Source organism: Sphaerimonospora mesophila, assembly GCF_001417795.1.
Taxonomy (GTDB): Bacteria; Actinomycetota; Actinomycetes; order Streptosporangiales; family Streptosporangiaceae; genus Sphaerimonospora; species Sphaerimonospora mesophila.
This window is the reverse complement of record NZ_BCBX01000034.1, coordinates 248,227-271,744: the sequence shown is the minus strand read 5'-3', so window position 1 is coordinate 271,744 and position 23,518 is coordinate 248,227. Positions and strand designations below refer to the sequence as shown.

The 23,518-nt window shown below is 69.6% G+C and carries 20 protein-coding genes; 16 read left to right on the top strand and 4 right to left on the bottom strand.

Annotated elements, in window-relative coordinates:
* Window positions 1-158 precede the first annotated feature (158 nt).
* Window positions 159-530: a GH36 C-terminal domain-containing protein gene (locus AP234_RS13285; RefSeq protein ID WP_055479923.1), complete on the bottom strand. Its 372-nt coding sequence runs from the start codon at window positions 528-530 to the stop codon at window positions 159-161.
* Between the two features lie 293 nt (window positions 531-823).
* On the opposite strand from AP234_RS13285, the gene AP234_RS13280 reads away from it, so the two are divergent.
* The 3 genes from AP234_RS13280 (at window position 824) to AP234_RS13270 (ending at window position 7,111) form a co-directional block, all read left to right on the top strand.
* Entirely contained in the window at window positions 824-2,056 is a 1,233-nt protein-coding gene (locus AP234_RS13280) for an RICIN domain-containing protein (protein ID WP_152990394.1), read from the top strand.
* A 550-nt stretch (window positions 2,057-2,606) separates the two neighbouring features.
* On the top strand, window positions 2,607-5,798 hold the full coding sequence (locus AP234_RS13275) for a hypothetical protein (protein WP_055479922.1): 3,192 nt from the start codon (window positions 2,607-2,609) through the stop codon (window positions 5,796-5,798).
* An 11-nt stretch (window positions 5,799-5,809) separates the two neighbouring features.
* Window positions 5,810-7,111, top strand: a complete 1,302-nt coding sequence (locus AP234_RS13270; protein ID WP_055479921.1) for a hypothetical protein — start codon at window positions 5,810-5,812, stop codon at window positions 7,109-7,111.
* Between the two features lie 91 nt (window positions 7,112-7,202).
* Here AP234_RS13270 and AP234_RS13265 read toward each other — a convergent pair whose 3' ends face one another.
* Window positions 7,203-9,275, bottom strand: coding sequence for a DUF6351 family protein (locus AP234_RS13265; RefSeq protein ID WP_152990393.1), 2,073 nt, complete (start codon window positions 9,273-9,275; stop codon window positions 7,203-7,205).
* A gap of 526 nt (window positions 9,276-9,801) precedes the next feature.
* Between AP234_RS13265 and AP234_RS13260 the strand changes: the two genes are divergently transcribed.
* The 6 genes from AP234_RS13260 to AP234_RS13235 all read left to right on the top strand — a co-directional run bounded on the left by AP234_RS13260 (window position 9,802) and on the right by AP234_RS13235 (window position 14,735).
* Entirely contained in the window at window positions 9,802-10,794 is a 993-nt protein-coding gene (locus tag AP234_RS13260; protein WP_055479919.1) for an ABC transporter substrate-binding protein, read from the top strand.
* A gap of 76 nt (window positions 10,795-10,870) precedes the next feature.
* On the top strand, window positions 10,871-11,671 hold the full coding sequence (locus AP234_RS13255; protein ID WP_055479918.1) for an ABC transporter permease: 801 nt from the start codon (window positions 10,871-10,873) through the stop codon (window positions 11,669-11,671).
* Window positions 11,668-12,492: an ABC transporter permease gene (locus tag AP234_RS13250; RefSeq protein WP_083502061.1), complete on the top strand. Its 825-nt coding sequence runs from the start codon at window positions 11,668-11,670 to the stop codon at window positions 12,490-12,492. Before AP234_RS13255 ends, AP234_RS13250 begins: the two co-directional genes overlap by 4 nt.
* The gene (locus AP234_RS13245) at window positions 12,485-13,297 is read left to right on the top strand and encodes an ABC transporter ATP-binding protein (RefSeq protein WP_055479917.1); all 813 of its coding nucleotides are present in this window, start codon (window positions 12,485-12,487) and stop codon (window positions 13,295-13,297) included. Before AP234_RS13250 ends, AP234_RS13245 begins: the two co-directional genes overlap by 8 nt.
* Window positions 13,298-13,332: 35 nt before the next feature.
* Window positions 13,333-14,220: a PaaX family transcriptional regulator C-terminal domain-containing protein gene (locus tag AP234_RS13240; RefSeq protein WP_055479916.1), complete on the top strand. Its 888-nt coding sequence runs from the start codon at window positions 13,333-13,335 to the stop codon at window positions 14,218-14,220.
* Window positions 14,221-14,270: 50 nt separating this feature from the next.
* A complete protein-coding gene (locus AP234_RS13235) occupies window positions 14,271-14,735 on the top strand; it encodes a MarR family transcriptional regulator (RefSeq protein ID WP_055480087.1) in 465 nt (154 codons plus the stop codon).
* A gap of 100 nt (window positions 14,736-14,835) precedes the next feature.
* Here the strand turns inward: AP234_RS13235 and AP234_RS13230 are convergent, their stop codons facing one another.
* The gene (locus AP234_RS13230; protein ID WP_235558152.1) at window positions 14,836-15,690 is read right to left on the bottom strand and encodes a PaaX family transcriptional regulator C-terminal domain-containing protein; all 855 of its coding nucleotides are present in this window, start codon (window positions 15,688-15,690) and stop codon (window positions 14,836-14,838) included.
* A gap of 108 nt (window positions 15,691-15,798) precedes the next feature.
* On the opposite strand from AP234_RS13230, the gene AP234_RS13225 reads away from it, so the two are divergent.
* The 3 genes from AP234_RS13225 (at window position 15,799) to AP234_RS13215 (ending at window position 18,953) form a co-directional block, all read left to right on the top strand.
* Window positions 15,799-16,719, top strand: coding sequence for an SDR family oxidoreductase (locus AP234_RS13225; RefSeq protein ID WP_055480085.1), 921 nt, complete (start codon window positions 15,799-15,801; stop codon window positions 16,717-16,719).
* Window positions 16,720-16,758: 39 nt separating this feature from the next.
* Entirely contained in the window at window positions 16,759-17,217 is a 459-nt protein-coding gene (locus AP234_RS13220; protein WP_055479915.1) for a MaoC family dehydratase, read from the top strand.
* A gap of 203 nt (window positions 17,218-17,420) precedes the next feature.
* Complete coding sequence (locus AP234_RS13215) at window positions 17,421-18,953, top strand: acyl-CoA synthetase (protein WP_235558151.1); 1,533 nt, start codon at window positions 17,421-17,423, stop codon at window positions 18,951-18,953.
* Between the two features lie 99 nt (window positions 18,954-19,052).
* Here the strand turns inward: AP234_RS13215 and AP234_RS13210 are convergent, their stop codons facing one another.
* Complete coding sequence (locus AP234_RS13210) at window positions 19,053-19,925, bottom strand: amidohydrolase family protein (protein WP_055480083.1); 873 nt, start codon at window positions 19,923-19,925, stop codon at window positions 19,053-19,055.
* 251 nt (window positions 19,926-20,176) lie between these two features.
* On the opposite strand from AP234_RS13210, the gene AP234_RS13205 reads away from it, so the two are divergent.
* The 4 genes from AP234_RS13205 to AP234_RS13190 all read left to right on the top strand — a co-directional run bounded on the left by AP234_RS13205 (window position 20,177) and on the right by AP234_RS13190 (window position 23,499).
* The gene (locus AP234_RS13205; protein WP_055479914.1) at window positions 20,177-21,277 is read left to right on the top strand and encodes a Rieske 2Fe-2S domain-containing protein; all 1,101 of its coding nucleotides are present in this window, start codon (window positions 20,177-20,179) and stop codon (window positions 21,275-21,277) included.
* Complete coding sequence (locus AP234_RS13200; protein ID WP_055479913.1) at window positions 21,274-21,504, top strand: hypothetical protein; 231 nt, start codon at window positions 21,274-21,276, stop codon at window positions 21,502-21,504. The genes AP234_RS13205 and AP234_RS13200 overlap by 4 nt, the downstream gene beginning before the upstream one ends.
* Window positions 21,505-21,516: 12 nt before the next feature.
* Entirely contained in the window at window positions 21,517-22,503 is a 987-nt protein-coding gene (locus AP234_RS13195; protein ID WP_083502060.1) for a 2Fe-2S iron-sulfur cluster-binding protein, read from the top strand.
* A gap of 135 nt (window positions 22,504-22,638) precedes the next feature.
* Entirely contained in the window at window positions 22,639-23,499 is an 861-nt protein-coding gene (locus AP234_RS13190) for an IclR family transcriptional regulator (RefSeq protein ID WP_063842887.1), read from the top strand.
* Window positions 23,500-23,518 lie beyond the last annotated feature (19 nt).

The following is a 23,518-nucleotide window of genomic DNA, read 5'->3' as shown; positions in this document are numbered from 1 at the left end:
CGACGCCTTAGAAAACGAAACTAAAGGTTTTCGTAAACTAAGAGAAAGCCGGGAGACTGTCAACGGTCGGACCCCATGCGGAGAGGGGTCGGAGCCCATCGGATGCTGGCAGAAAAGGTTTTCGACAATGCCTCGTCCTCCGGCCTCAACCTCCGGCCTCAGCCGACCCGGATCGCCTCCAGCAGGAACGCGGTGCCCGGCCGGTCGTGAAGCGGCGGGGCGGGCAGGCCGATCATGGCGAGGGCCCTGCCGGTGAGCCGTACGTCACCGGCCGTCCAGGCCGGCCACCGGTCGACCGGCCCCGACACCACGCCGGGGATCGCCTCGACCCGATAGTCGGCGTCGGGGTTGAGGCCGGGCAGCCGGATCGGCGCGGGCCGCTCGGTCGCCGAGGTCGCCGGCTGCGCATGGGCGAACACGGCCCGGCCGCGCGCGGTCGGGTGCGACGACGCCGTGGACCAGGGCGGCGGGGACGGAGTGATCGGTACGCACCAGTTCGCCGGTGTGCACTTGCCGACGACCGCGGGCATGGATGAAAGTTTCACGGGTTTCCGGCCCGAGGATGGGGTCACCCCCGGCCGGACAGGCGGCCGACGCTCTTGTGCGGGTGTGGGCCCGGCGGCACGACTTGACAGGGTCGTCAGACGTCATGTTCTCTCTGCGCATCGCCGTTCACGAATGACTCGATCACGAGAAATTCTCCGCCGCACCGAATGTTAGCGCTCACATTATCGTCCGATCTCTTCCTCGTTCTCCCCGCAGCCTGAAACACCACCCAGTGCCGGCCACTCCCGTCGTTTCTCCACACCCCAAGGAGAAAAAGATGCACGACAGACCCGTCCACTCGTCCACCAGGAGCGGCGACCACGGCTCCGCACCCTCGCGCCTCGGCCCGCCGTCCCGGACTCTTCTCCACGCCGGCAGGGATGCGAGGCGGATCATCCGCACCTGGAGCCTGTGGCTTGCGGCCGTGCTGCTGGCGGCGGCCGCCGTGGTGACGAGCGTGGGCACGGCGTCGGCGGAGTCGAACGGCGGGGTGCGGGTGATGCCGCTGGGCGACTCGATCACCGAGGGCACCCAGGTGCCGGGCGGATATCGGATCGGACTGTGGCAGCGACTGGCGGCCGGGCGATACACCGTCGACTTCGTCGGGTCGCAGTTCAACGGACCGGGCAACCTGGGCGACCACGACCACGAGGGACACCCCGGCTGGCGGATCGACCAGATCGACGCCAACATCACCCGCTGGCTGCAGACCTACACCCCACGCACCGTGCTCCTGCACATCGGCACCAACGACATCCTGCAGAACTACAACGTGTCCGGGGCACCGCAGCGACTGTCCACACTGATCGATCACATCACCGCCGCAGCACCGAACGCGGAGGTGTTCGTCGCGACGATCATCCCGCTGTCGAACCCCGGCCAGGAGGCCGCCGCACGCAACTTCAACGCGCAGATCCCCGCGATCGTGCAGAACAAGATCAACAGCGGTAAGCGCGTCCACCTCGTCGACATGCACGGCAAACTGACCACCGCCGACCTGATCGACGGCATCCACCCCACCTCCGGCGGCTACGACAAGATGGCCGCCGCCTGGTACGCCGCGCTGCAGTCGGTTCCCGGGAGCATCGGCGCCCCCGGCGGTTCCAGCCCTTCGCCCTCGGGGAGCACGAGCACCCTGAAGGGTGTGGGGTCGGGCCGGTGCCTGGACGTCGCCGGATACTCCCAGACGAACGGGGCGCAGGTGCAGATCTGGGACTGTCACGGCCAGTCCAACCAGCAGTGGACCTCGACGAGCTCGGGTGAGCTGCGCGTGTACGGCAACAAGTGCCTGGACGTCTACGGCGCGGGCACGGCCGACGGCACCGGCGTGACCATCTGGGACTGCAACGGGCAGAACAACCAGAAGTGGCGGTTCAACGCCGACGGCACCATCACCGCCGTGGGCGCGAACAAGTGCCTGGACGTCGCCGAGTACGGCACCGCCAACGGCAGCAAGATCCACATCTGGACCTGCCACGGCGGCACCAACCAGCAGTGGACCCGCGTCTGACCCCACGCCTGACCCCACGGTGAACGGCCCTCGCCGGCACCGCCGACCGACCTCGGCGAGGGTCCACCGATACCCGCTCACCTCGCGGTCGATCACGCCGCTCCGGGCTTCCGCGGCTGGTCACGAGTGTGAGCGAGACGGCCCGGCGGAGTCATATGACTCCGCCGGGCCGTCATCCGTCCGCCCGTCCGGCGACCCCGAACGCACCCGGCCGCTCCCGCCCGCCGGGCCCAGTCGCGACGGGTTCAGCCCCATTCGGATTCAGTCAGCCGACCAGACAGGGCTCGGCCGGGTCGAAAGCGGCACCACCTCATCAAGGTCCGGCTCCAGAACTCTAGGCAGTAGGCGGAGTGCCGGATTATCGTGCAGGCGAGATGAACTGATCGCGGCGAAGATGGCGCGCGGCCGATGCCTGTCCCCTATTTCAGGCCGTCTACCGCGTGGTCGACGACAATCGAAATCAGCTCCGGCAAGAACCATGGTTGAGGACAGGTCGGAATTCCCTCCGGATTCGGCCCGCGGAAGCTTAGTAATCGGTGGTGGTAGGAACGTGCGATGGCGGATTCCGGGAAGCTCGATCGTCCGGCAGATCCGGGTGATGCTGCTGCTCAGGAGGGCCGGGCGCATGGTCATGGGCGGTGACCCGCAGGCTCTGCTCGACATGCTGGAGGCCGAAACGGGCCTGGCCGGCGCGGACTACGGCGCACCGGACTGCCGGCAGCGGCTGCGCGACCACTTCGACCGCCTGTTTCCGACGCCCGCCGCCATGTACGCCATCTCGCTGGTCGGTGCTCTCGGAATGGTGCGCCGGAACGACGAAGGGCTGCGTGTCCTCGAGGTTTTCCTGGATCTACGCAACAGCGACTACCGGGACATCCCCCACCTGCTCGAGAAACTGCGCGAGCGCGTCAGCGGAATACCCGCCGACTTTCAGGTGATCCTCATCCTGGAGCTCGCCGGCTCCCTGGGGGTCGCCGGCCGGAACTCCGACAGCGTCGCGCTGCTGCGGGCCGACCTCGCGCTGGACGTCGAATCGCTCGGTGATCCCGAGGCATGCGTGGCGGATCTCGAAGTGAAGCTGGCGCGACGCCTTCGCGACGTCTCCCCCGACGGGACCGCCGCCTATCTGGGCCTGGTGGCGGCGAGCCTCTCCGATCTCGGGATCGGCAGCACCGGCGTGGCCGCGCTGGAACGGCATCTCGGCCTACGGCCCGGCGACTACCGGTCCTCCGGGGATCTCGAGGCCCGGTTGGGACCATGGCTGCGGAGGCTCACCTCGCCCGTTGCGGGTGTGCTGCTTCTCATGGCGATCGCCGGCGAGCTGGAGGGAATCGACAGGAGCAGGGCCCTCGCCCTGATCGAGTGGTACGTCGGCACCGGCGACTACCGAGACGTGATCGAACTCGGCCGCGTCTGGCGAGACTTCTGCGCGCGTTACCCGGCCGACGTCGGGCTGACGACGTGGCGGGTCTGGAGCGGCATCCTGGTGGAGGACGGCCGTGTCCAGGACGCGCTCGCGCTGATCGAAGCCGACAGCGGGCTCCGGGAGGCGGATCTGGCGAGCCCGGAACGCTTCGGCCCCAAGCTGGAGCACCGGCTGGCTCGCGCTCAGATCGATACCCGAGCCGCCTATGTGCTCTCGCTCGTCCTCGACCTCGGACGGCTCGGTCACGTGGAGCATGGTCACCTCATCGCGGACTGGTACGTGCGCGGCTACGACGATCTTTGGCACGTTCCCGATGGCGGCGATCCCGCCGTACCGCACATGATCCCGCTCCTGGCCTACTGGCTGAGAAACCTGTCCGCCCGTGATCCCGGCTTCTCCTGGCGATTGTGCGAGCAGGCCGTCCGCTACCTGCGGCGAAGTCTTCTCCTCGATGACATGAAGATGGCGGACCGGCGCGAATTCATCGGCTACATCGACGACCTGCGTCGGCAGATCCTCCAGGTGGGCGACCGATGGAGCACGACCGGGACCGTGTCACCGAACGACGAGCCGCGGATTCTCCAGGCGCAACTCTGGGACGCGGAGCTCGGCCAGCGCCGCCTGTTCGAGGAGTTCCTGCTGACCACGGTGGAGCCGATCCCGCCGGCCGAGATCCCGGAGGACCGCTGGCCGCTGAACGAGCCGGAACCGGTGGAGCACGACAGCCACCTGCCCGACCCCGCCTCCTGCCGGGACGAGGACCTGCTCTCCCTTCTGCGGTCGCGGCACGATCGGCGCCGCCCTGCGGAGTCGGCCCGGACGACGTCAGACGAACGCCATCCGCCGCCGGACGAATGGCTCGACGACGCTGCGCGGATAGTCCGCGCCGGCGTCACCGAAGGGCTCCTCGCCGAGACGCTCGGAGACGGCGCGATGCTGGTGCGGGCCGGTTTCCGCGCCGACGGCGCGCTGGTCTGGGCCGCGCTGCGCACCCGGGGCGACGGGACCGTGCGGGTGGCGGCGTCGGGGGTGGGCGATGCCGGCGACGCGACCCGGCTCCACTGGGCGGCCTTCCGCTACGACCTGGGGCTGCTTCTGTCGTCGGCCTGGCAGGGCGGCGACACCGACGCCGCGCGCATGCTCGTCCGTGTTCTCTCGGACGCGGCGGCCGCGATCACGCGGGCACTGGACGCTGTCGCCGCTGGTTCAGACGAGGCGGACCGGGGCCACCGGGCGGAGATCGACCAGGCTCTCGCGCGCCTCGACTCCCCACTGTCGTCGATAGCGGAGGAGGAACGGCTCGGGAGCCGGCTGCGCGGCCTGCTGTCGAGGGACTCTTCCGCGGACCGCCTCGGCGCCGAGATCGCCGGGCTGGGACGGATTCTGGCGCATCACGCCTCCGGCCCCGAGCCGGGGACCGGCCTCGACGAGATCGACCACGTCACCCGCGCCTTCCTGGACGAGGTGGCCGACGTCTGGTCCCTGGACGCCCTGGCCGAGCGGCTGGACCCCGGCGACGACGTCGTGTTCCAGCTCGAGGACGTGCTGCAGTCGGTTCCCGCCGCCCACTATCCGCTCGCGCCCGGCGTACCGCTCTACTCGCGCGTGCGGTCCACGCGCGTCTCGCTCTCCCTGCTCCTGACGATCATGCAGACGCGTCTCGACGCGCGGTTCGCCGTGCCCTCCGCGCGGATGCTGGCGACCTCGTACTTCGATCCGGGCGATCCGGCCGGAAAGTTCGAAAAGTGGCTGCACCGAGGCCAGCGCCGGCTCGCCCGCCGCCACATGATGACCTGTCTCAACGCGGCGCACACTCCTCCCGGAGCCGCGGGCGGGCTGCGGGCGGCCACGGACGGGCGCCACACGTTCCGGACCGTCACCGTGTGCGGGCACGGAAGCTCCCACGAGACGGGCATCGAACTGTCCGACGGGCTCTGGCGAGGTGACGGCTGCGATTGGCGGAACGTCGACCTCCTCCTCCTGGCGAGTTGTTCCGTCGGCAGGCTCGAGCAGACCGAGGACCAGGACGTCGAGGGCCTGTGCGTACGGCTGGCGCTGCACCGCGCCCGGGCCGTGCTCGCCTGCCGGTGGCCGGTGCTCGCCCCTCAGGCGATCGCCTTCGCGAACGAAGTGGTCGCGCAGTACCTGGAACTGAGCCGACAGGCGGGCGACGGTGCGACGGCGGCGACGAACCTGCGGGCACGTGCCGTCAACGCGGCGCGGCACCGCTTTCTCCGGGGCGGCGATGCAAGGGTGGCGGGCGAACCGGCCGGGCTCAACACGGTGGCCGCCTTCGAGCTCTACGGGCTCGGTTGAGGTAGGGCGAATTGAACGTCCCGCACGCGGCCGCGACACCGTATCCCGCCTTCACGTTGCTCTCATTCGACTCGCGCGGCGAGCCCCGCGACCGGCGGGACCTGCTCGCCGGCCTGGTCGAGGCGGTGCGCCGGGACGACGAACCGATCACCGATGTCTTCGTCTTCAGCCATGGCTGGCTGAACGACCGGTCCCAGGCGCTCGAGTCCTACCACGCGTGGGTGCGGGTCATGACGGAGTACTACCTCGTACGGCAGGCGGAGATCCGGCGGCGCCGTCCCGGGTTCCGGCCGCTCCTGATCGGAGTTCACTGGCCGAGCGCGCCCTGGGAGGACCAGCGGACGCTGTCGTCGATCGAGCAGAGGGTCGCGTTCTACACAGAGCTCATCGGGGATCCGTCCGCGGCGGACGAGTTGTGGCCGCTGCTGCTGCGGGCGGAGGCGACCCCCGACCCCGACGTTCTGTCCAGGGCCGACGAGGCCCGCCTGAACCGCCTGGACGAGAGATCGGGCCTGCGTGCCGACAAGGTCGGCGCGGCTCCCGGCGACGATCGTGAATCCTTCGACGCCGCGCGCATCTTCGCCGACTTCAAGACCTTCTGGCGCGGGGCGGGCGCCGGGCCCCTGCGATCGCTGCTGGCCCCGTTGTGGGTGACCGGCTTCTGGAAGATGAAGCGCCGCGCCCTCGACGTCGGGAGCACCGGTGTCCATCGGCTGCTCCGGACCCTGCAGGAGGCGGATCGCGAGAAACGGGTCCGATTCCACCTGATCGGCCACAGTTTCGGCGGCATCGTCTGCGCCAGTGCGCTGCAGGGGCCACCGGACGGCGGGCCGCCGCTCGCGCCCGTGCACTCCCTCACCCTGCTGCAGGGGGCGCTGTCGCTGTGGTCGTTCGCCGGCGTCATCCCCGACAGTGGAAGGTCCGGCTACTTCCACCCGATCACGAAGGGCGAGCTTGTGGCCGGTCCCGTGATCACCACCAGGTCCAGGCACGACCTGGCGCTGCGGTGGTTCTTCCGCGCCGCGGCGAAGGCCGGACACGACAACCGTCTGGGGCGCAGTACGCGGAGGTTACCGCGGTACGGAGCGGCCGGCAGCTACGGACTGGCCGGCCTGGGCGACAGAGCCGTCGACCTGACCGCCCGGCCCGGGCAACTGCGCTACCGGATCGAGCCGGGGCGCTGTCACAACGTGGAGGGCAGCGACGTGATCGTCGGTGGCCTCTCCCTGAACGGCGCGCATTCCAACCTCGTCCATCCCGAATTGGCGGGGCTCGTCTGGGAGGCCGCTACCTCGTCTCCGGACCGGTCATGAATCGCGTCGCTGGACGCCGGAGGATCGTCGACGGCTCCTGCCGATGGCGACCGGGCGGCGCCATCGTGGCACCGCCCGGTCGTCGGCGTGACTACTGGAAGCGGATCCAGGTGGCCGAGAGCGGCACCTGCCCGACGCCCGGCTGCGACCAGTCACAGACGCCGTCGGGGAAGACCGCCCGCAGGCGCTGCCACTGCCCGTCGGTGAAGGTCACCGGGTAGGCCGCGCGGTCCAGCGGTTGCAGCCGGCACTTGAGCACGTCGGAGCTGGTCGGCCCGCCGGCGACCACCCGCGGGTTGCGGTGGTACGGGTACAGCTCGTTGCACCGCGCCGCCGGGTCGAGCGTCAGCTCCTCCACGATGCGCTCCCCGTCGGGGGCGATGCAGCCGTCGGCCAGTCCGTCCGGCCGGGACATGCGGGTCAGCTCGGCGTCGTCCAGGCCCGGACGGGTCGCCGCCAAGGCGGCCCGGGCCGTCAGCCACGCGTCCATGTCCGCCAGCGCCCGCACCTGGGCGGCGTTGGCGGCGGCACCCGGCGAGCTGGTGATGCTGATGTGGTTGTCGGCGTTGCCGTTGGCCTTCACGATGCGCTCCCGCATGGTCCATGACCGGAACCGGTCATGGAAGTCGCCACCGGGGTCGGTGTAACCGCGGGTCTCGATGATCGGGGTCCACCGCAGACCGCCGTCGAACTGGTTGACGCGGCCGGTCGAGTACGCCACCTCGATCGCGTCGACGTTCGCCGAGGTGCGGTGCGGCGTACGGTTGCCCTCGACGTCCAGGCCGCCGATGCGCTCGTTGAGCGTGACGAACTGCTCAGGGCTGATGACGCCCTCCTTGAGCGTCCCCAGTCCGTACTGCACGCCGACCGTGTCGGGGATGATCGGGCGGCCGAAGCCGGTCGTCTCGTCGACGCCGTACACGTTGGAGATGAAATCGGCCATGGCGCAGCGGATGCCGCTCGGGTTGTCGACCGGGTGGTAGCGGTAGGCCGCCGGGACGTGGCCCGGGCAGGTGGCGGGCCAGTCGACGCTGTCGAAGAACTGGTAGCCGCCGCAGGTGTTCGGGCTGGCGAAGCCGGTCACGGCGGTGCGCTGAGCGGTCGAGAGCCCGGCGGCGGCCGCCGCCTGGGTGACGAATCGGCACTCGTGCCCGCTGACCGTCGTCGAACGTTCGTCGGGGTAGCCGATCTGACCGATGACGCCGTCGATGATGCCGGGGTAGCCGTTGGCGATCAGCAGCTGCTGCATGGTGCCGGCCGAGCCGCCCCAGCCCATGGTGAAGTCGGGCACGCCGTACGTCTCGCTGAAGTGCTCCTTGACCATCATGGCGGTCTCGGCCGACGTGACGTCGTTGCAGTTGTTGGCGAACACGTTGAACGTCGAGCTGGCGACGGCGTAGCCGCGGCTCAGCAGCGTGTCGTCCATCACCCCGCCGGTGCTCGTGGCCTGGGTGTATCCGATGCCGCAGGCGCCGCCGAAGGTGTACACCAGCCGGTTGTTCCAGCCGGCGGTCGCCGTCCAGGGGTCGGGCGCCGGAGTGCCCGGCTCGTGGAGCATCGCGATCTCGTACACCGCCCGGTTGATGGTGCCGCGCTCGATCCGCACGATGTACGGGACGGTCTCACCGCTCGTGGTGGTGGTCGTGGCGAGGTTGCCCGGCAGCGGTCCGTCGGGCAGGTCGGCGAAGCCGCCGGCGGTGGTCCGGTATCGGTAGGTCACCTGCGGTTTCGCCACGTGACAGTCCTCGTCGACCGGCCCCAGGTTCCAGGGGCTGCCCGACGCGGTGCAGAAGAGCTTGATGTGCGGTCCGGAGAACACCGGACCCGCTGCGGGGTGGTTGACCAGGGTCAGTGTGGCGGTGGGCCGGCCCTTCCCCTGCCCGTTGGAGCGGACCTCGAGCAGATTGTCGCCCAGGGCCAGCTCGTCCACCAGGCCGAGCAACGTCCGGCCGTCCTCGACCGGACGGAACCGGGCGGTGACATCGCGGCCGTCGACGTTGATCCGCACCTGGTGCGGCGGAACGTTGCGCGGTACGGCGACGCGCACCAGAGCGTCACCACCGCTGATCATGTCGGGCCGGCCGGACACGACCTCCACGTCGAAGGTCTTCTGAGGGGGCGCGGCCGATGAGGTGGGGGTGGCCGAAGCGATCGTGGGCGTCATGGCCGCGATACAGCTGATGACCGCGGTGATCGCGACCTTTAAGCGACGGTGATTCTTCTGCGGCATTGCACTGGAGTTCCCTCCTGCTCGACATCGTCATCAGGGGACCGATGTCTCGAGATCGCCGCCATGAGGCTGGCGTGACGGCATTCGCATGATGAACTCAACTGTTGAGAGTGTCAAGCATCACGCCTCGCCGTACCGGCGGGCACGCCTCGGCCGCACCGGCATCGGAACTCCGCGCATCCGGCGGCCACAAGGAGCGGTCACGAGGAACGGCCACGAGGAGCGGCCACGCCCATGCCGCCGGGCGCCACCCGCCGCGGGCGGCACCCCGATCGACCTGCGGACGAGCGTCATTCAACTTATTCATGACGGGCGTCTAGATTTCCTTGACATTTCAGGTACGTTGGCCGACCATGGCCAACACGAAGCGCGCCGCCACCCACACGGCGAGGACGCGCCCAGTGGATCCGAGGCATCCGCCGCATTGACATCAACTCCCCCCTCCAGGAAGGCCTCGTCAATGAAGAGAATCGCCGTCGCCCTCGGGCTGATCGCGAGTATCGTGATCACCATCGCCGGATGCACGAACTCCGATGCGTCCCCGTCCGGTCAGGCCTCCCCCGGCCAGGCATCCTCCGGCGAGCTTCGCCAGGTCCGGGTCGCCGCCCTGCCCATCACCGAGACCGCCGCGCTGTGGGGCGGCATCAAGGCGGGCATATTCGAAAAGCACGGGCTCAAGGTCGAGGTGCTGCCCGCCCAGGGCGGCGCACAGGCCATTCCCGCTCTGATCAACGGCGACATCGACTTCGCCATCGGTCAGCCGTTCGGTCCGTTCCGCGCCGACCTGCAGGACCTCGGCGTCGTGATGATCGGCAACTACGCGTCGTCCTATCCGGAGGGCGACGACATCAACGCCGTCGTGGCGTCGGCGAAGTCCGGCATCCGCCGGCCCGCCGACCTCGCCGGGCACAAGGTGTCGGTCAACAGCCTGGGCGCGGCCGGCGACGTGACGATCATGGCCGCGGTCGAGAAGGACGGCGGCGACCCCTCCAAGGTCGAGTTCGTCGAGGTCGCCTTCCCCGATGTGCCGGCTCAGCTCGAGGCCGGCAACATCGATGCGGCCTGGGTGCCGGAGCCGTTCGTCACACAGCTGCGCGACCGCGGTGACACGTTCATCGTCGCGCCGTATCAGGCGGTCGTCCCCGGCCTCACGACGCTCACGACGATCACGGCGAAGGCGCGCATGGACGCCGACCCCGCCCTGGTCGCGGACTTCTCCGCGGCCATGAAGGAGACGCTCCAGTGGGCGCAGGACCCCGCCGGTGAGAAGGACGTCCGTCAGGCCATCAAGGACAACCTCAAGCTTCCCGATGCGGTCGCGGACTCGGTGAAGCTCCCGATCTTCAGTTGGGAGATCGACCGCGCGAGTCAGGAGCAGCTCGCCGAGCTCGCCGTGAAGTACGGCGTCCTGACCAAGCTGCCCGACTTCGACCGCCTCGTCCAGCAGCAGTAGCCAACGTGCTCACGCCCTCCCTCCCTCGGCCCGAGAACGGGGAGGGCGTGCCGCCGCCGACCGACCACGGAGTGATATGCCCGTCCGACCCAGCCGACGCCTGCGTTCGCTGCGCAAGGTGCTGCTCGGCGTCACCGGCCTAGTGGGATTTCTCCTCGTCTGGCAGCTGATCCCGACCCTGGGACTGATCAGCCCGGAGTACCTGCCGTACGTCACGGACGTCGCCGTGCGGCTGGTCGACGAGCTGCGCGACCTCGCGTTCTGGCGCAGGCTGGGACTCACCATAACAGCGTGGGCGATCGGCCTCACGGTGGCGACGCTCGCCGCGGTCGTGCTGGGGACGATCGTGGGCCTGGTCCCCTTCCTGCGTCGCGCCACGCACACGACGGTCGAGTTCCTGCGGCCGATCCCGTCGGTCGCCCTCATCCCGCTCGCCGTGCTGATGTTCGGCATCCAGATGCAGTCCGCGCTCGTCATCATCGTCTTCGCGGCCTTCTGGCAGGTGTTCGTGCAGGTGATCTACGGCGTCGCCGACGTCGACGCCGTGGCCCGCGACACCGCCAGAAGCTTCGGTCTCACGCGCCGCGAGCGGCTGTCGCATCTCGTGCTGCCGACCGCGCTCCCCTACCTCATGACCGGTCTGCGTCTCGCCGCTGCGGTCGCGCTCATCCTCGCCATCACCGCCGAGATGGTGATCGGCAACCTCGGGCTCGGGCGCATGATCGAACTTTCCCGCTCCGCCGGAGACGCGGTCGGCATGTACGCCCTCGTCGTGGTCACCGGAATGCTCGGGCTGCTCGTCAACCTCGTCTTCCGCCTCATCGAGCGCCGTTCGCTGGGCTGGCATCAGTCCGTGCGAGGGGAGGAGCTCTCTTGACCACGCACACCCGACCGATCGCCCTCGGACCGCGGGGCCGCCTGGCGTGGCGGCGTATCGTCTCGAGCCTTCTCCACGCCCTCGGCCTGCCGTTCCTGCTCCTGGGCGCCTGGGGCCTGTGGTCGACGTTCTCGGCCAACCGGTTCTTCCCCAGCCCGCTGACGATTCTCGGGGCCCTCGCCGACACGTGGATCGGCCCCGCGTTCGTCGAGGACGTGCTGCCGAGCCTGTACCGGCTCGCCATCGGCATCATCGTGTCGACCGCCGTCGGCATCGCCGCGGGCACCGTCATCGGGCTTTTCCGCTGGCTGCGCGAGCTCCTCGAGCCGCTGCTCGAGTTCTTCCGCGCGATCCCGCCGCCGGTGCTGATCCCGATCGGGATGCTCCTGCTCGGCATCACCGACACGATGAAGGTCGTCGTCATCGTCTCCGGCGCCATCTGGCCGATCCTGCTGAACACGATCGAAGGCGTGCGGGCGACCGACAGCGTCATGACGGAAACCGCGACCTCGTTCCAGATCACCTGGTGGGAGCGGCTGTGGTTCCTCGTCCTGCCCGCCGCCAGCCCGCGCATCATGGCGGGGGTGCGGCAGGGGCTCTCGGTCGCGCTGATCCTGATGGTCATCTCGGAGATGTTCGGCTCGTCCTCCGGGCTCGGCTATCGGATCGCCTACTTCCAGCGGAACTACCTCATCGCCGAGATGTGGAGCGGCATCCTCCTCCTCGGCCTCGTCGGCATCTTCCTCGCCACGGTCTTCGGGCTTGTCGAGCGGCGCGTCCTGCGCTGGTATCACGGAATCAGGGAGGTCGAACGTGCCTGATCGCAGCACCCTTCTGCGGGTCGAGCATCTGCGGAAGGTCTACGAGACCGGCGCGGGCAGCGTCGAGGCGATCGGAGACATCAGCTTCACGATGAACACCGGCGAGCTCGTCTGCATCGTCGGACCGTCGGGATGCGGCAAGACCACGCTCCTGAAGTGCATCGCCGGTCTGCTCCCGCCCACGAGCGGCCTCGTCGAGATGGACGGGGCGCCGGTGACGGGCCCGACCCCCGCCATGGCCCTCGTGTTCCAGGAGTACGGTCGCAGCCTCTACCCGTGGCTGACCGTGCGCGGAAACGTGGACCTCCCACTGCGGCACAAGAAGCTGTCCCGGGCCGAGCGCGACAAGCTCGTCACCGATGCCCTCGAGGCGGTGGGGCTGCGGCACGCGGCGCGCAGCCACCCCTGGCAGCTGTCGGGCGGTATGCAGCAGCGCGTGGCGATCGCGCGCGCCATCGCCTACCAACCCGAAGTGCTGATCATGGACGAGCCGTTCGCGGCCGTCGACGCGCAGACCCGCGCGGACCTGGAGGATCTCGTCCGCGAGCTGCACGCGACCCGCGGGATGTCGATCCTCTTCGTGACGCACGACATCGACGAATCCGTGTACCTGGGTGAGCGCGTGATAGTACTGTCAAGGTCGCCTACGTGGGTGCAGGAGGACCTCACGATCGATCTCGGGCCGGAGCGCGATCAGGTCACGACCCGGGCCCTGCCCCGCTTCACGGAACTGCGGACCCACGTCTATGAGCAGATCCAGCGCGCCAAGCGCGGGGAGGCCTCGGCACCGCGCCCGACGCGGTGACCGCCCAGTCACGGACTCGCCGGGAGGGGAGGGCTGTGCGCAGTCGCCAGCCGAAGCAGTTACTGCTCGCGTTCTTCGGCGAGCACGTCGTCGATGACTTCGCCGGGCCGATCCGCGCGAGCGTGCTGATCAGCGTCCTCGAAGGCGCCGGTGTCGCCGCCCCGGCGACCCGGGCGACCCTCGACCGCCTGGTGAGCAGCGGCATCCTCGAGCGCAGCAGGAAAGGCCGGGAGATCCTGTTCTCTCTGACCGAGCACGGATCGGCGGTGCTGCGCGAGGCGAAGGGCCGCGTCCGCGGCCCGCGGCCCTTCGATCCGCAGGGAGAGGGGTGGACGCTCGTCACGTTCTCGATCCCGGAGGACCAGCGGACGATCCGCCACAGGTTGCGATCGACGCTCACGTGGGAGGGCTTCGCGCCCATTCGCGACGGGCTGTGGCTCGCGCCCGGCGAGGTCGACCTCGTCGCCTCGGTCGAGCCGCTGTGGCGGGACCTGCCCTCCGGCGCCGTCCTCGCCTTCCACGCGCACGAGCTCACCGGGTTTCCCATCGGCGAAAGCGTCCGCGCGGCATGGGACATCGAGGCGATAAGGCGCGAACATCTCGCCTTCATCGAGGTCTGGGGCGACCCGGCCGCCGCGACCCTCGCGCCGAGCGCCCTGACCGTACGGACAATGCTCGTGGCGGATTGGCTCGCGCTCCTGCGGGCCGACCCGAGGCTGCCGCGCGAGTTCATGGACGCGGAGTGGCCGGCTCCGCGATCGTGCGAAATCTACTGGCAGGTACGCGGCGAGCTGGCCGAGGCGTCCGCCGCCGAATTCGCCGCGCTCGTCGCGGCCGGCACCGCGCCCAAACGCCGAAGCGCCACGTCGGGCCGGTCCGTCTCGTCTTCCCGGAAGCGGTCCACACGGGCCCACCCGGGCTGAACCGTTGAGAATGTCAATTATAGAACTTGCGCCTTGCTATGATCGTCATCATGTCCGCCGCTGGGAAGCCGCAGCCGGCCGGAGCCGACCGACTGCGGGACGGCTCGCTCGCCGAGGATCTGGGCTTTCTCCTCGCCCGCGCCAACTCCGTCGCGCTCGCCGCGGCGAACGCCGCCCTCGCTGAGCACGGCTTGAAGGCACGGTCGTACTCCGTCCTCGCACTGGCGGCGGAGCACTCCCCATCGCAGCGGGAACTCGCCGAGTTCCTCCGTCTCGATCCGAGTCAGATCGTCGCCCTCGTCGACGAGCTGGAGAAGCGACGGCTGGTCGAACGGCGCACCCACCCCACCGACCGGCGCGCGAACATCGTGGTCGCGACCGACGCGGGCCGGGATCTCTTCGCCCGTGCGCGGAAGTCCGCGCGTGCGGTGGAGCTGAGCCTGCGGGCCCGCGTGGCGCCCGAGGACCACGAGCGGCTGGCCCAACTGCTCCGGATGCTGGCGTTCCCCGTCTGACGTCGGCGTCGTCCGGCGTCGGCGTCGGCGTCGGCGTCGGCGTCGGCGTCGGCGTCGGCGTCGGCGTCGGCGTCGGCGTCGGCGTCGGCGTCGGCGAAGCCTAACGGGCGAGCTCGTCGAAGACCCTGTCGGCCAGCGTTCTGGCGCCCGGGGCGTAGGCGTGGGCGAGGGTCCGGAACACCTGCTCGGCCCGGATCGCCGGCCATTCCGGCGGCAGGTGCACGGCGGGCAGGTGCGGGTCCCGACGGATGAGCCGGAGCCAGTCGGTGTGCAGGAGCAACTGGCGGGCGAGGTCGTCGGTCACCTCCGGCAGCGGATGCCGGGTGTCCCAGCGGTCGAGGAAGGCCCGGTAGCGCCGGGCGATCTGCTCGGTGTCGAAGGCCTTGCGGACGAGGTCGGCGGACTCGGTGGGCTCGAGCGCCCGCGCCCGCAGCACGGTGACGTGATCGCTCAGGTCGAGATCGCCCAGTTCGAGCGGGGCGAGCATGGCCCCGACGTCCTTGGTGCCGGGAGCGATCCACAGTCCGCTCTGCAGCAGGCCGAACCCGGCCCAGACCAGCCGGGAACGCAGATCATGGCGGATGCTCCGCCGGCTGTCGGGCAGTGAGAACCCGACCAGGGTCCAGGTGCCGTCCCAGTCACGGTTGACCGCGCCGGTCTCCCAGATCCGCCGGCGCCCGTCCTCGAGCACGTCTGCCGCGTGCGGCATGAGCCCGAAGTACATCTTCCGTCCCTGCCGATGCCGGGTGAGCAGGTTGCGCTTGACCATCCGGGCCAGCGTCGAGCGCACCGCCTCCTCGGAGACGTCCAGCCGGGCGAACACGTCGATGATGCTGCCGGAGTAGACGGCGACATCACGCCCCAGCAGGTAGATGCCGAGGAAGCTGAGCATCAGGGACTGCGGGCGCGCGGACGACTCCGCACCGGCCTGGCCGTCCCCTTCGGTGAGCGCCACGGGAAGAGGGTAGTCCCGGCCGAAGATGTTCGGCAAAAATTTGACGAGCGTTACAGAACTGTCCTAGTTTTGACCATGGTGCGTTTCGTACGTCGAAGGGTGAAGTTCATGGATCTGTCCGGCAAGGTGGCCCTCGTCACCGGTGCGGGCCGCGGTCTCGGCCGCGCGTATGCCGAGGCGCTCGCCGCGGCCGGGGCGGCGGTGGTCGTCAACGACGTGAACGCCGAAGCGGCCGCGCAGGTCGCCCGGGCCATCACCGGCGACGGCGGCAGGGCCATCGACGTGGCCGTCCCGGTCGGATCGGCGGAGGCGGCAGATCGGCTGGTCACCACCGCCGTCGAGGAGTTCGGCCGACTGGACGTGCTGGTCACCAACGCGGGCATCCTGCGTGACCGGGTGCTGTGGAAGATGTCGGATGACGACTTCGACACGGTGATCGAGGTGCACCTGCGCGGCACCTTCACCTGCGCCCGGGCGGCCGCCGTTCAGATGCGCGAGCAGGGCACCGGCGGCCGGCTGATCCTCGTCTCTTCACCCGCAGGTCAACGCGGGAACTTCGGTCAGACGAACTACGCGGCCGCCAAGGCGGGGATCGTCGCCATGGCCCGCACCTGGGCGATGGAGCTCGCCAAGGCCGGCGTCACCGTGAACGCCGTGGTCCCGGTGGCGGCCACGGAGATGACCAAGACCATTCCCGCCTTCGCGCCGATCATCGAGGAGGCCGAGCGGACCGGCCGGCCGTTCCCCGACTGGCTGCGCAAGGACGAGGGCATGGGCACGGTCGAGGACGTCGCCTCTCTCATCGTCTTCCTCGCCTCGGACGCGTCGGCGGACGTGACCGGTCAGGCGATCGGCATCGGCGGCGACCGCCTCGCGCTGTGGTCCCATCCCGCGGAGAAGGCCGTCGCGTTCGCCGACGGGGGGTGGACGGCCGACGCCATCGCCGCCTCCTGGAAGTCCGGCGTCGGCGCCGAGCCGGAGACGTACGGGATCCCCGCGCCGGCGGCGCCCAAGACCGCGGGGGCGTGAGCGACACCAATGGGAGAGACGAAGAGAGGAAATCCGGCCATGACGACCAGGGTGAACGGACTCGACGAGATCAAGGCGCTGGCCGGCAGGGACCTCGGCCACAGCGACTGGCTGGAGATCGCCCAGGAGAGGGTGAACACCTTCGCCGACGCGACCGACGACCACCAGTGGATCCACGTCGACCCCGAGCGGGCGAAGGACGGGCCCTTCGGCGCCACGATCGCCCATGGATACCTGACGCTGTCCCTGATCATTCCGCTCTTCAACGAACTGCTCGACATCCAGGGCGTGCGGATGAGCATCAACTACGGCCTGGACAAGGTCCGCTTCCCCGCCCCGGTCAAGGTCGGCAGCAGGATCCGCCTGGCCGGCAGGGTCGCGTCGGTCGACGAGGTCGCCGGGAACGGCGTGCAGATGCTGCTCGACTTCACCGTCGAGATCGAGGGCGCGGACAAGCCCGCCTGCGTCGCCCGGGCGATCTACCGACACTACGCATGAGCCGACGTCCGGCGCGATATCGACGGTCTCGCGATATTGACGGTCTTAATGATCACGCCTAACCTCACCGGCCAGGGAGCGAGGTCCCGGCCCGTTCCCCGATGAGGAGTCGTGTTCGCACTCACCACACCCCCCGACCAGGTCCAGCTCCGCCCCGCGGTGTCGAGGGCCCACCTCTCTTCGTGACAGGAGTCAGTAGCACGATGATGCCGAACGCCGGATTGGGAGGCTGGCCGGCCCGCCGGGCCCAGATGACACCGAACCGCACCGCGTTCGTCTTCGCGGACCGGCCGGTCACCTACGCGGAGGTCCATGAGCGTACGACCAGGCTGGCCTCGCGGCTGCGCGAGGCCGGGGTGAAGACCGGTGACCGCGTCGCCTACCTCGGTCGCAACCACGTGGCCTTCGCCGAGGCCATGTTCGCCACGCACATCCTCGGCGGGATCTTCGTCCCGTTGAACTTCCGCCTGACGGCACCGGAGATCGGCTACATGCTGGATCACTCGGGCCCCGTGGTCCTGATCTACGCGCCCGAGTGCGCCGAGGTGGTCCACGCCCTGCCACGTTCCCCAGGGCTCCGGGAGGTCGTCGCGCTGGAGTCGCCGGCGCCCGGAGAGCGGCATTTCGAGACCTGGCTCGCCCAGGGCGATCCCACGCCCATCGATGTGCCCGTGGCGCTCGACGACCCCGCGCTCATCCTCTACACCTCGGGCACGACCGGGCGTCCCAAGGGCGCCATGCTCACCCACGCCAACCTGGTGTGGAACTGCTTCAACATCATGATCGGCGTCGATGTCGCCAGCGACGAGGTGACGCTGATCAGCGCCCCGCTCTTCCATGTCGCGGCCCTCGACCAGACCCTGCTGCCGACCTTCCTCAAGGGCGGCTGCTCGGTGATCACGCCGTCCTGGAACGTGGACGAGTGTTACGACCTCATCGAGAGGTACGGCATCACCTGGATGTTCGGGGTCACCACGATGTTCGCCGCGTTCGCCCAGTCACCGCGATGGGCCGGGGCGAACCTGTCCTCGTTGCGCAACCTCATGTCCGGAGGAGCGGCGATCCCGGCCGCGCTGATCCGGACCTACCAGGAGCGCGGCCTGGTCTTCTGCCAGGGCTACGGCCTCACCGAGACCGCACCGGGAGCGACCTTCCTCGAGGCGAGCGAGAGCGAGAGAAAGGTGGGCTCGGCGGGTGTGCCGGTGTTCTTCGCCAACGTGCGGGTGGTCCGGCCCGACCTCACCGACGTGGCGGTAGGAGAGCCCGGCGAGGTGCTCGTCCAGGGGCCGAACGTGACCCCGGGGTACTGGCGCGACCCGGAGGCGACGGCCGCCGCGTTCTCCGAGGGCGGCTGGTTCCACTCCGGCGACATCGGCATGCTGGACGACGAGGGGCACCTGTACATCGTCGACCGGGCCAAGGACATGTACATCTCGGGCGGAGAGAACGTCTATCCGGCCGAGGTCGAAGCCGTGATCTTCGAACATCCGGCGGTCGCCGAGACCGCCGTGATCGGCGTGCCGGACGCGGAGTGGGGCGAGGTCGGCCGCGCCTTCGTCGTCCCCCGCCCGGGCGCCGGCGTGACCGGTGACGATCTGCGGGAGTTCCTCCGCCGTCGCCTGGCCAAGTACAAGATCCCGGTCTATTTCGAGTTCATGGACGAGCTGCCGAAAACGGGCTCCGGGAAGATCCGCAAGCCGGAGCTACGCGACCTTCCCCTGCCGGACGGGCGATGAGACGGCCGGGATCGCCACGGGCCCCCGGCGGCCGTCGGAACGGCTCGCTCGCCGGGGGCCCGCCCTCCTCCGCCGCCCGGTGGACACCGGCTCGGGGCCCTACCCGGTGCCGAGCCCGAGCAGGCGTACGGCGTTGTCCTTCAAGATCTTCGCACGTACCTCCGGCTTGATGTCGAGCCTGTCGAAGTCCGAGAGCCAGCGGTCGGGCGTGATCACGGGGTAGTCGGACCCGAACAGCACCTTGTCCTTCAGCAGCGTGTTCGCGTACCGCACCAGTTGCGGCGGGAAGTACTTCGGCGACCACCCCGACAGGTCGATATGGACGTACGGCTTGTGCGTGGCGACCGCCAGCGCCTCGTCCTGCCAGGGGAACGACGGGTGGGCCAGGATGATCCGCAGCTCGGGGAAGTCCACCGCCACGTCGTCGACCAGCATGGGGTTTCCGTACTTGAGCCGGATGCCGCCCCCTCCTGGCACGCCGGCGCCGATGCCGGTCTGGCCGGTGTGGAAGAGCGCGACGGCGCCCAGCTCCTCGATCGCCGCGTACAACGGGTAGGCCACCGGATCGTTGGGCGCGATGCCCTGGATGCTCGGGTGGAACTTGAACCCGCGCACGCCGTACTCCTCGACGAGCCGCCGCGCCTCGCGGACGCCCGCCCTGCCCTTCCAGGGGTCGACGCTGGCGAACGGGATCAGCACGTCGGCGTGCTCGGCGCAGCTCTCCGCGACCTCCTCGTTGGAGATGCGCCGATGCCCCGTGGCGTGCTCGGCGTCGACGGTGAACACCACCGCCGCCATCCTCCGCTCGCGGTAGTAGGCGGCCATCTCCGCGATGGTCGGCTGCCGGTGCCCGTGCGCCTTGAAGTACTCCTCCGAGGCTCCGAACAGCTCCGGGCTGAGCGAACCATGCCCGTCCTTGGAGATCTCGGCATGGGTGTGCACGTCGATCGCGACCAGGTCCGCGACGTTCATGACCGGCACCCTTCGCCACACAGATCCATGAAGTCCACCTCTCATGCGCCAAGCACGACAGGCCCAAACTATGGCACTTTCAGGACGTTCGTCAAAGTTCTGCCGAATATCGATCGCCCGGCCGGCCGCCGGCGCGGCGGAGGCGACGTCCCGCCCGAAAGGCTTCCGTTGAACGGAAGTCGTGTTCCATTCACGTGACCGAATGAAGATCCTCATGGCAACCACGCAAACCGAGCACATGGGGCAGGGTCGTGAGCTTTCCCGTTGAATTCGCCAGAAACCAGTGGTACGTCGCCGCGTACGGCAGCGAGATCACCCGTGATCTCTTCCCCCGCACCATCCTCGGGGAGGCCCTGGTCTTCTACCGGACGCGTGCCGGTCAGGTCATCGCGCTGTCGGACCGCTGCGTGCACCGCCGGTACCCGCTGTCGGAGAGCAACCTCGACGGCGACAACATCGTCTGCGGCTATCACGGGTTCACCTACGACCCGACCGGAACCTGCGTGGCCGTACCGGGCCAGAAGCGGATCCCGCGCACCGCCCGCGTGCCCGCGTACCAGGTGGTGGAGCAGGACTCGTTCGTATGGGTGTGGATCGGAGAGCCGGAGAAGGCCGACCCGAACCTCATCCCCCGCGCGCCCTGGCTCGTCGACCCGAACTACACGACGGTGTACGGCATGGAGCCGCTGCGGGCGCCGTACGGACTCCTCGTGGACAACCTGCTCGACCTGTCGCACGAGACCTACCTGCACGGCGGCTACATCGGCACCCCGGAGGTCGCCGCCACGCCGATCCGCACCACGGTCGACGAGGAGCGGCAGATCGTCTACGTCAGCAGGCACATGGACGATGCCGCCTGCCCGCCGTTCTACGCGGAGTCCACCGGCATCACCGGCCGGATCGTGCGCTGGCAGGACATCGAGTTCCACCCGCCATGCCTCTACCTGCTGCACAGCAGGGTGGCCCCGGTGGGCGTGCTCCCCAGGGAGGACGGCACCGACCCGGACGGCTTCCACGTCGAGGTCGTGTACGCGATCACGCCGGAGACCGAGAACTCCACGCACGACTTCTGGGCCGTCGCCCGTGACTTCGCCCTCGACGACACCCAGGTGTCCGACTTCCTCCGCGAGAGCAACCGGACCGTGGTGCTCCAGGACGTCGTCGCGCTGAACAAGCTCGCCGAGGTGCTCGCCACGGAGCGCGACCGCTATCAGGAACTCAGCATCAACATCGACACCGGCGGCCTCGCCGCGCGGCGGCTCATCGAGGCCCAGATCGCGCAGGGTGCGGGAGCGCGGGGTGAGGGAGCGCGGGCCGAGCAGGGCCGGGTGTCCGTCGGAGGCCGGCCGTGACCGGCCTCAGGGGCCGGCCGGGCTCCGGCACGATCTTCACGATCGAATGGGAGCCCGGCTCCGACACGTTGGTCGGCCTGTGTCACTGCGGTGCTCGCCGGCAGTCGGAGGACCCGATCGAGCTGTGGGCCTGGCTGCTGCGGCACCCGGCGGGCCACGAGTCCGCGCCCGGTCCGGCCCAGGACCGTTCGGGCGCCCCCGCTTCCGGTCTCGCGCCGACCCGTTAGGCCGATCACGTGATGACACAGTCCGCCCCGCACACCACGGCCGGCAGAGGCGTGCCCGAACCCGAGTTCACCGCCGTGGTGCGGGAGAAGAAGACCCTCGCCGAGGGCGTGGCCGGCCTCGCCCTCGCCCGGATCGACGGAGTCCCGCTCCCGCCCTGGCGGCCGGGCGCGCACGTCGATCTCATCCTGGCCGACGGGCTGGTCCGGCAGTACTCGCTCTGCGGAGATCCGGCAGACGGCGATACGTACCGAATCGCCGTACTACGCGAGCAGGAGGGAAGGGGAGGATCGGCCCATGTGCACGACGCGGTGGCCGTCGGGGACCCGATCCGGGTGCGCGGCCCGCGCAACCACTTCGAGCTCAGGCCGGCGCCCTCCTACCTCTTCGTCGCCGGCGGGATCGGCATCACGCCGCTGGTTCCGATGATCGCGGAAGCGGAGGCCGAGGGCTCCGAGTGGCGGCTGCTGTACGGCGGCCGGTCACACCGATCAATGGCGTTCCTGGACACCCTGAGCCGGTACGGCGACCGGGTGCTGATCCACCCCCAGGACGTCCACGGGCTGCTCGATCTCCCCGAGTTCCTCGGCGGTCCCGTCGAGGGCACCCTCGTCTACGGCTGCGGCCCGCAACCGCTTCTCAAGGCGATGGAGGACGCGTGCGCCGCCTGGCCGTACGGCACCCTGCACGTGGAGCGATTCGCGCCAGAACAGCCGATTCACACCGACGGTGACGCGGAGTTCGAGGTGGTGCTCGCACGATCAGGTGTCACCCTCACGGTGGGTCCGGCGCAGACCATCCTCGAGTGCGTCGAAGCGGCCGGTGTCCCGGTGCTCTCCTCCTGCCAGGAGGGCACCTGCGGCACCTGCGAGACCGAGATCATCGAGGGCGTGCCGGACCACCGCGACTCGGTGCTGACCGAGGACGACCGGGCCTCCGGGGAGGTCATGATGATCTGCGTCTCACGCTGCCGGGGCGAGCGGCTCGTGCTCGACCTGTGAGGGATGGGCATCCACGGCGCGCGTCGCTACGCTGCTTCTCAGCGCGGAGCCCGAGCCGAAGCCCGCGTCACCGGGCGTCCCGATCGCGCTGATCGAGTCGGACGATCACCTGATCATGATCGTGAGGAGGGCGGTGTGGCGACGTTTCCCACCGGCGACCGCGTGACGGGCCGCGAGGGCAGACGCACCGTGGGCTCGCGACTGCTCGCCCTGCTCGACGTCTTCACCGCGGACCAGCCGCAGCTGATGCTGTCGGAGATCAGCAGATTGGCCGATGTCCCCCTCAGCACGGCCCATCGGCTGGTCGGCGAGCTGACGGCCTGGGGCGCCCTCGAGCGCGGCGTGGACGGGAAGTATCGGATCGGGCTGAAGCTGTGGGAGCTCGGCTCGCTGGCGCCCCAGGGCCTTCCGCTGCGTGAGGTCGCACTTCCCCTGATGGAGGACCTGTACGAGGCGACGCACGAGAACGTCCAGCTCTCGGTGCGCGAAGGCAGCAGTGTGATCTTCGTCGAGAGGCTGGCCGGCCGCGGCGCCGTGCCCGTCTTGACCCGTGTGGGCGGGCGCTTCGCCATACACGCGACGGGAGGCGGCCTGGTCTTGCTGGCGCATGCTCCGCCCGAGATCCAGGAGCAGGTGCTCGCCGGGCCGTTACAGCGATTCACCCCGATGACGATCACCAACTCGGCCGAGCTTCGCCGGGTCCTGGCCGAGATCCGGCTGAAGGGCTACGCGCTGAGCGACCGCCAGGTGACCGACGACGCGTTCTCCGTGGCGGCCCCCGTCCGTGGCAAGAAGGACGAGGTCGTCGCCGCGCTGTCCCTCGTGGTCGCCTACGACAACGCCGTGCCCGCCCACCTCGTGCCACTGGTCCTGTCCACCGCCCGGAGCATCTCGCGCCTGCTCGGCGCCCCCGGCTCGCAGCACTCCAAGGACGCCCGCTCCCTGGGGAACCGAATGAACGCGGACGAGCGAAGGAGGCCGACGAGACGGCGGTAGGCCGTCCGCCGCGGACCCG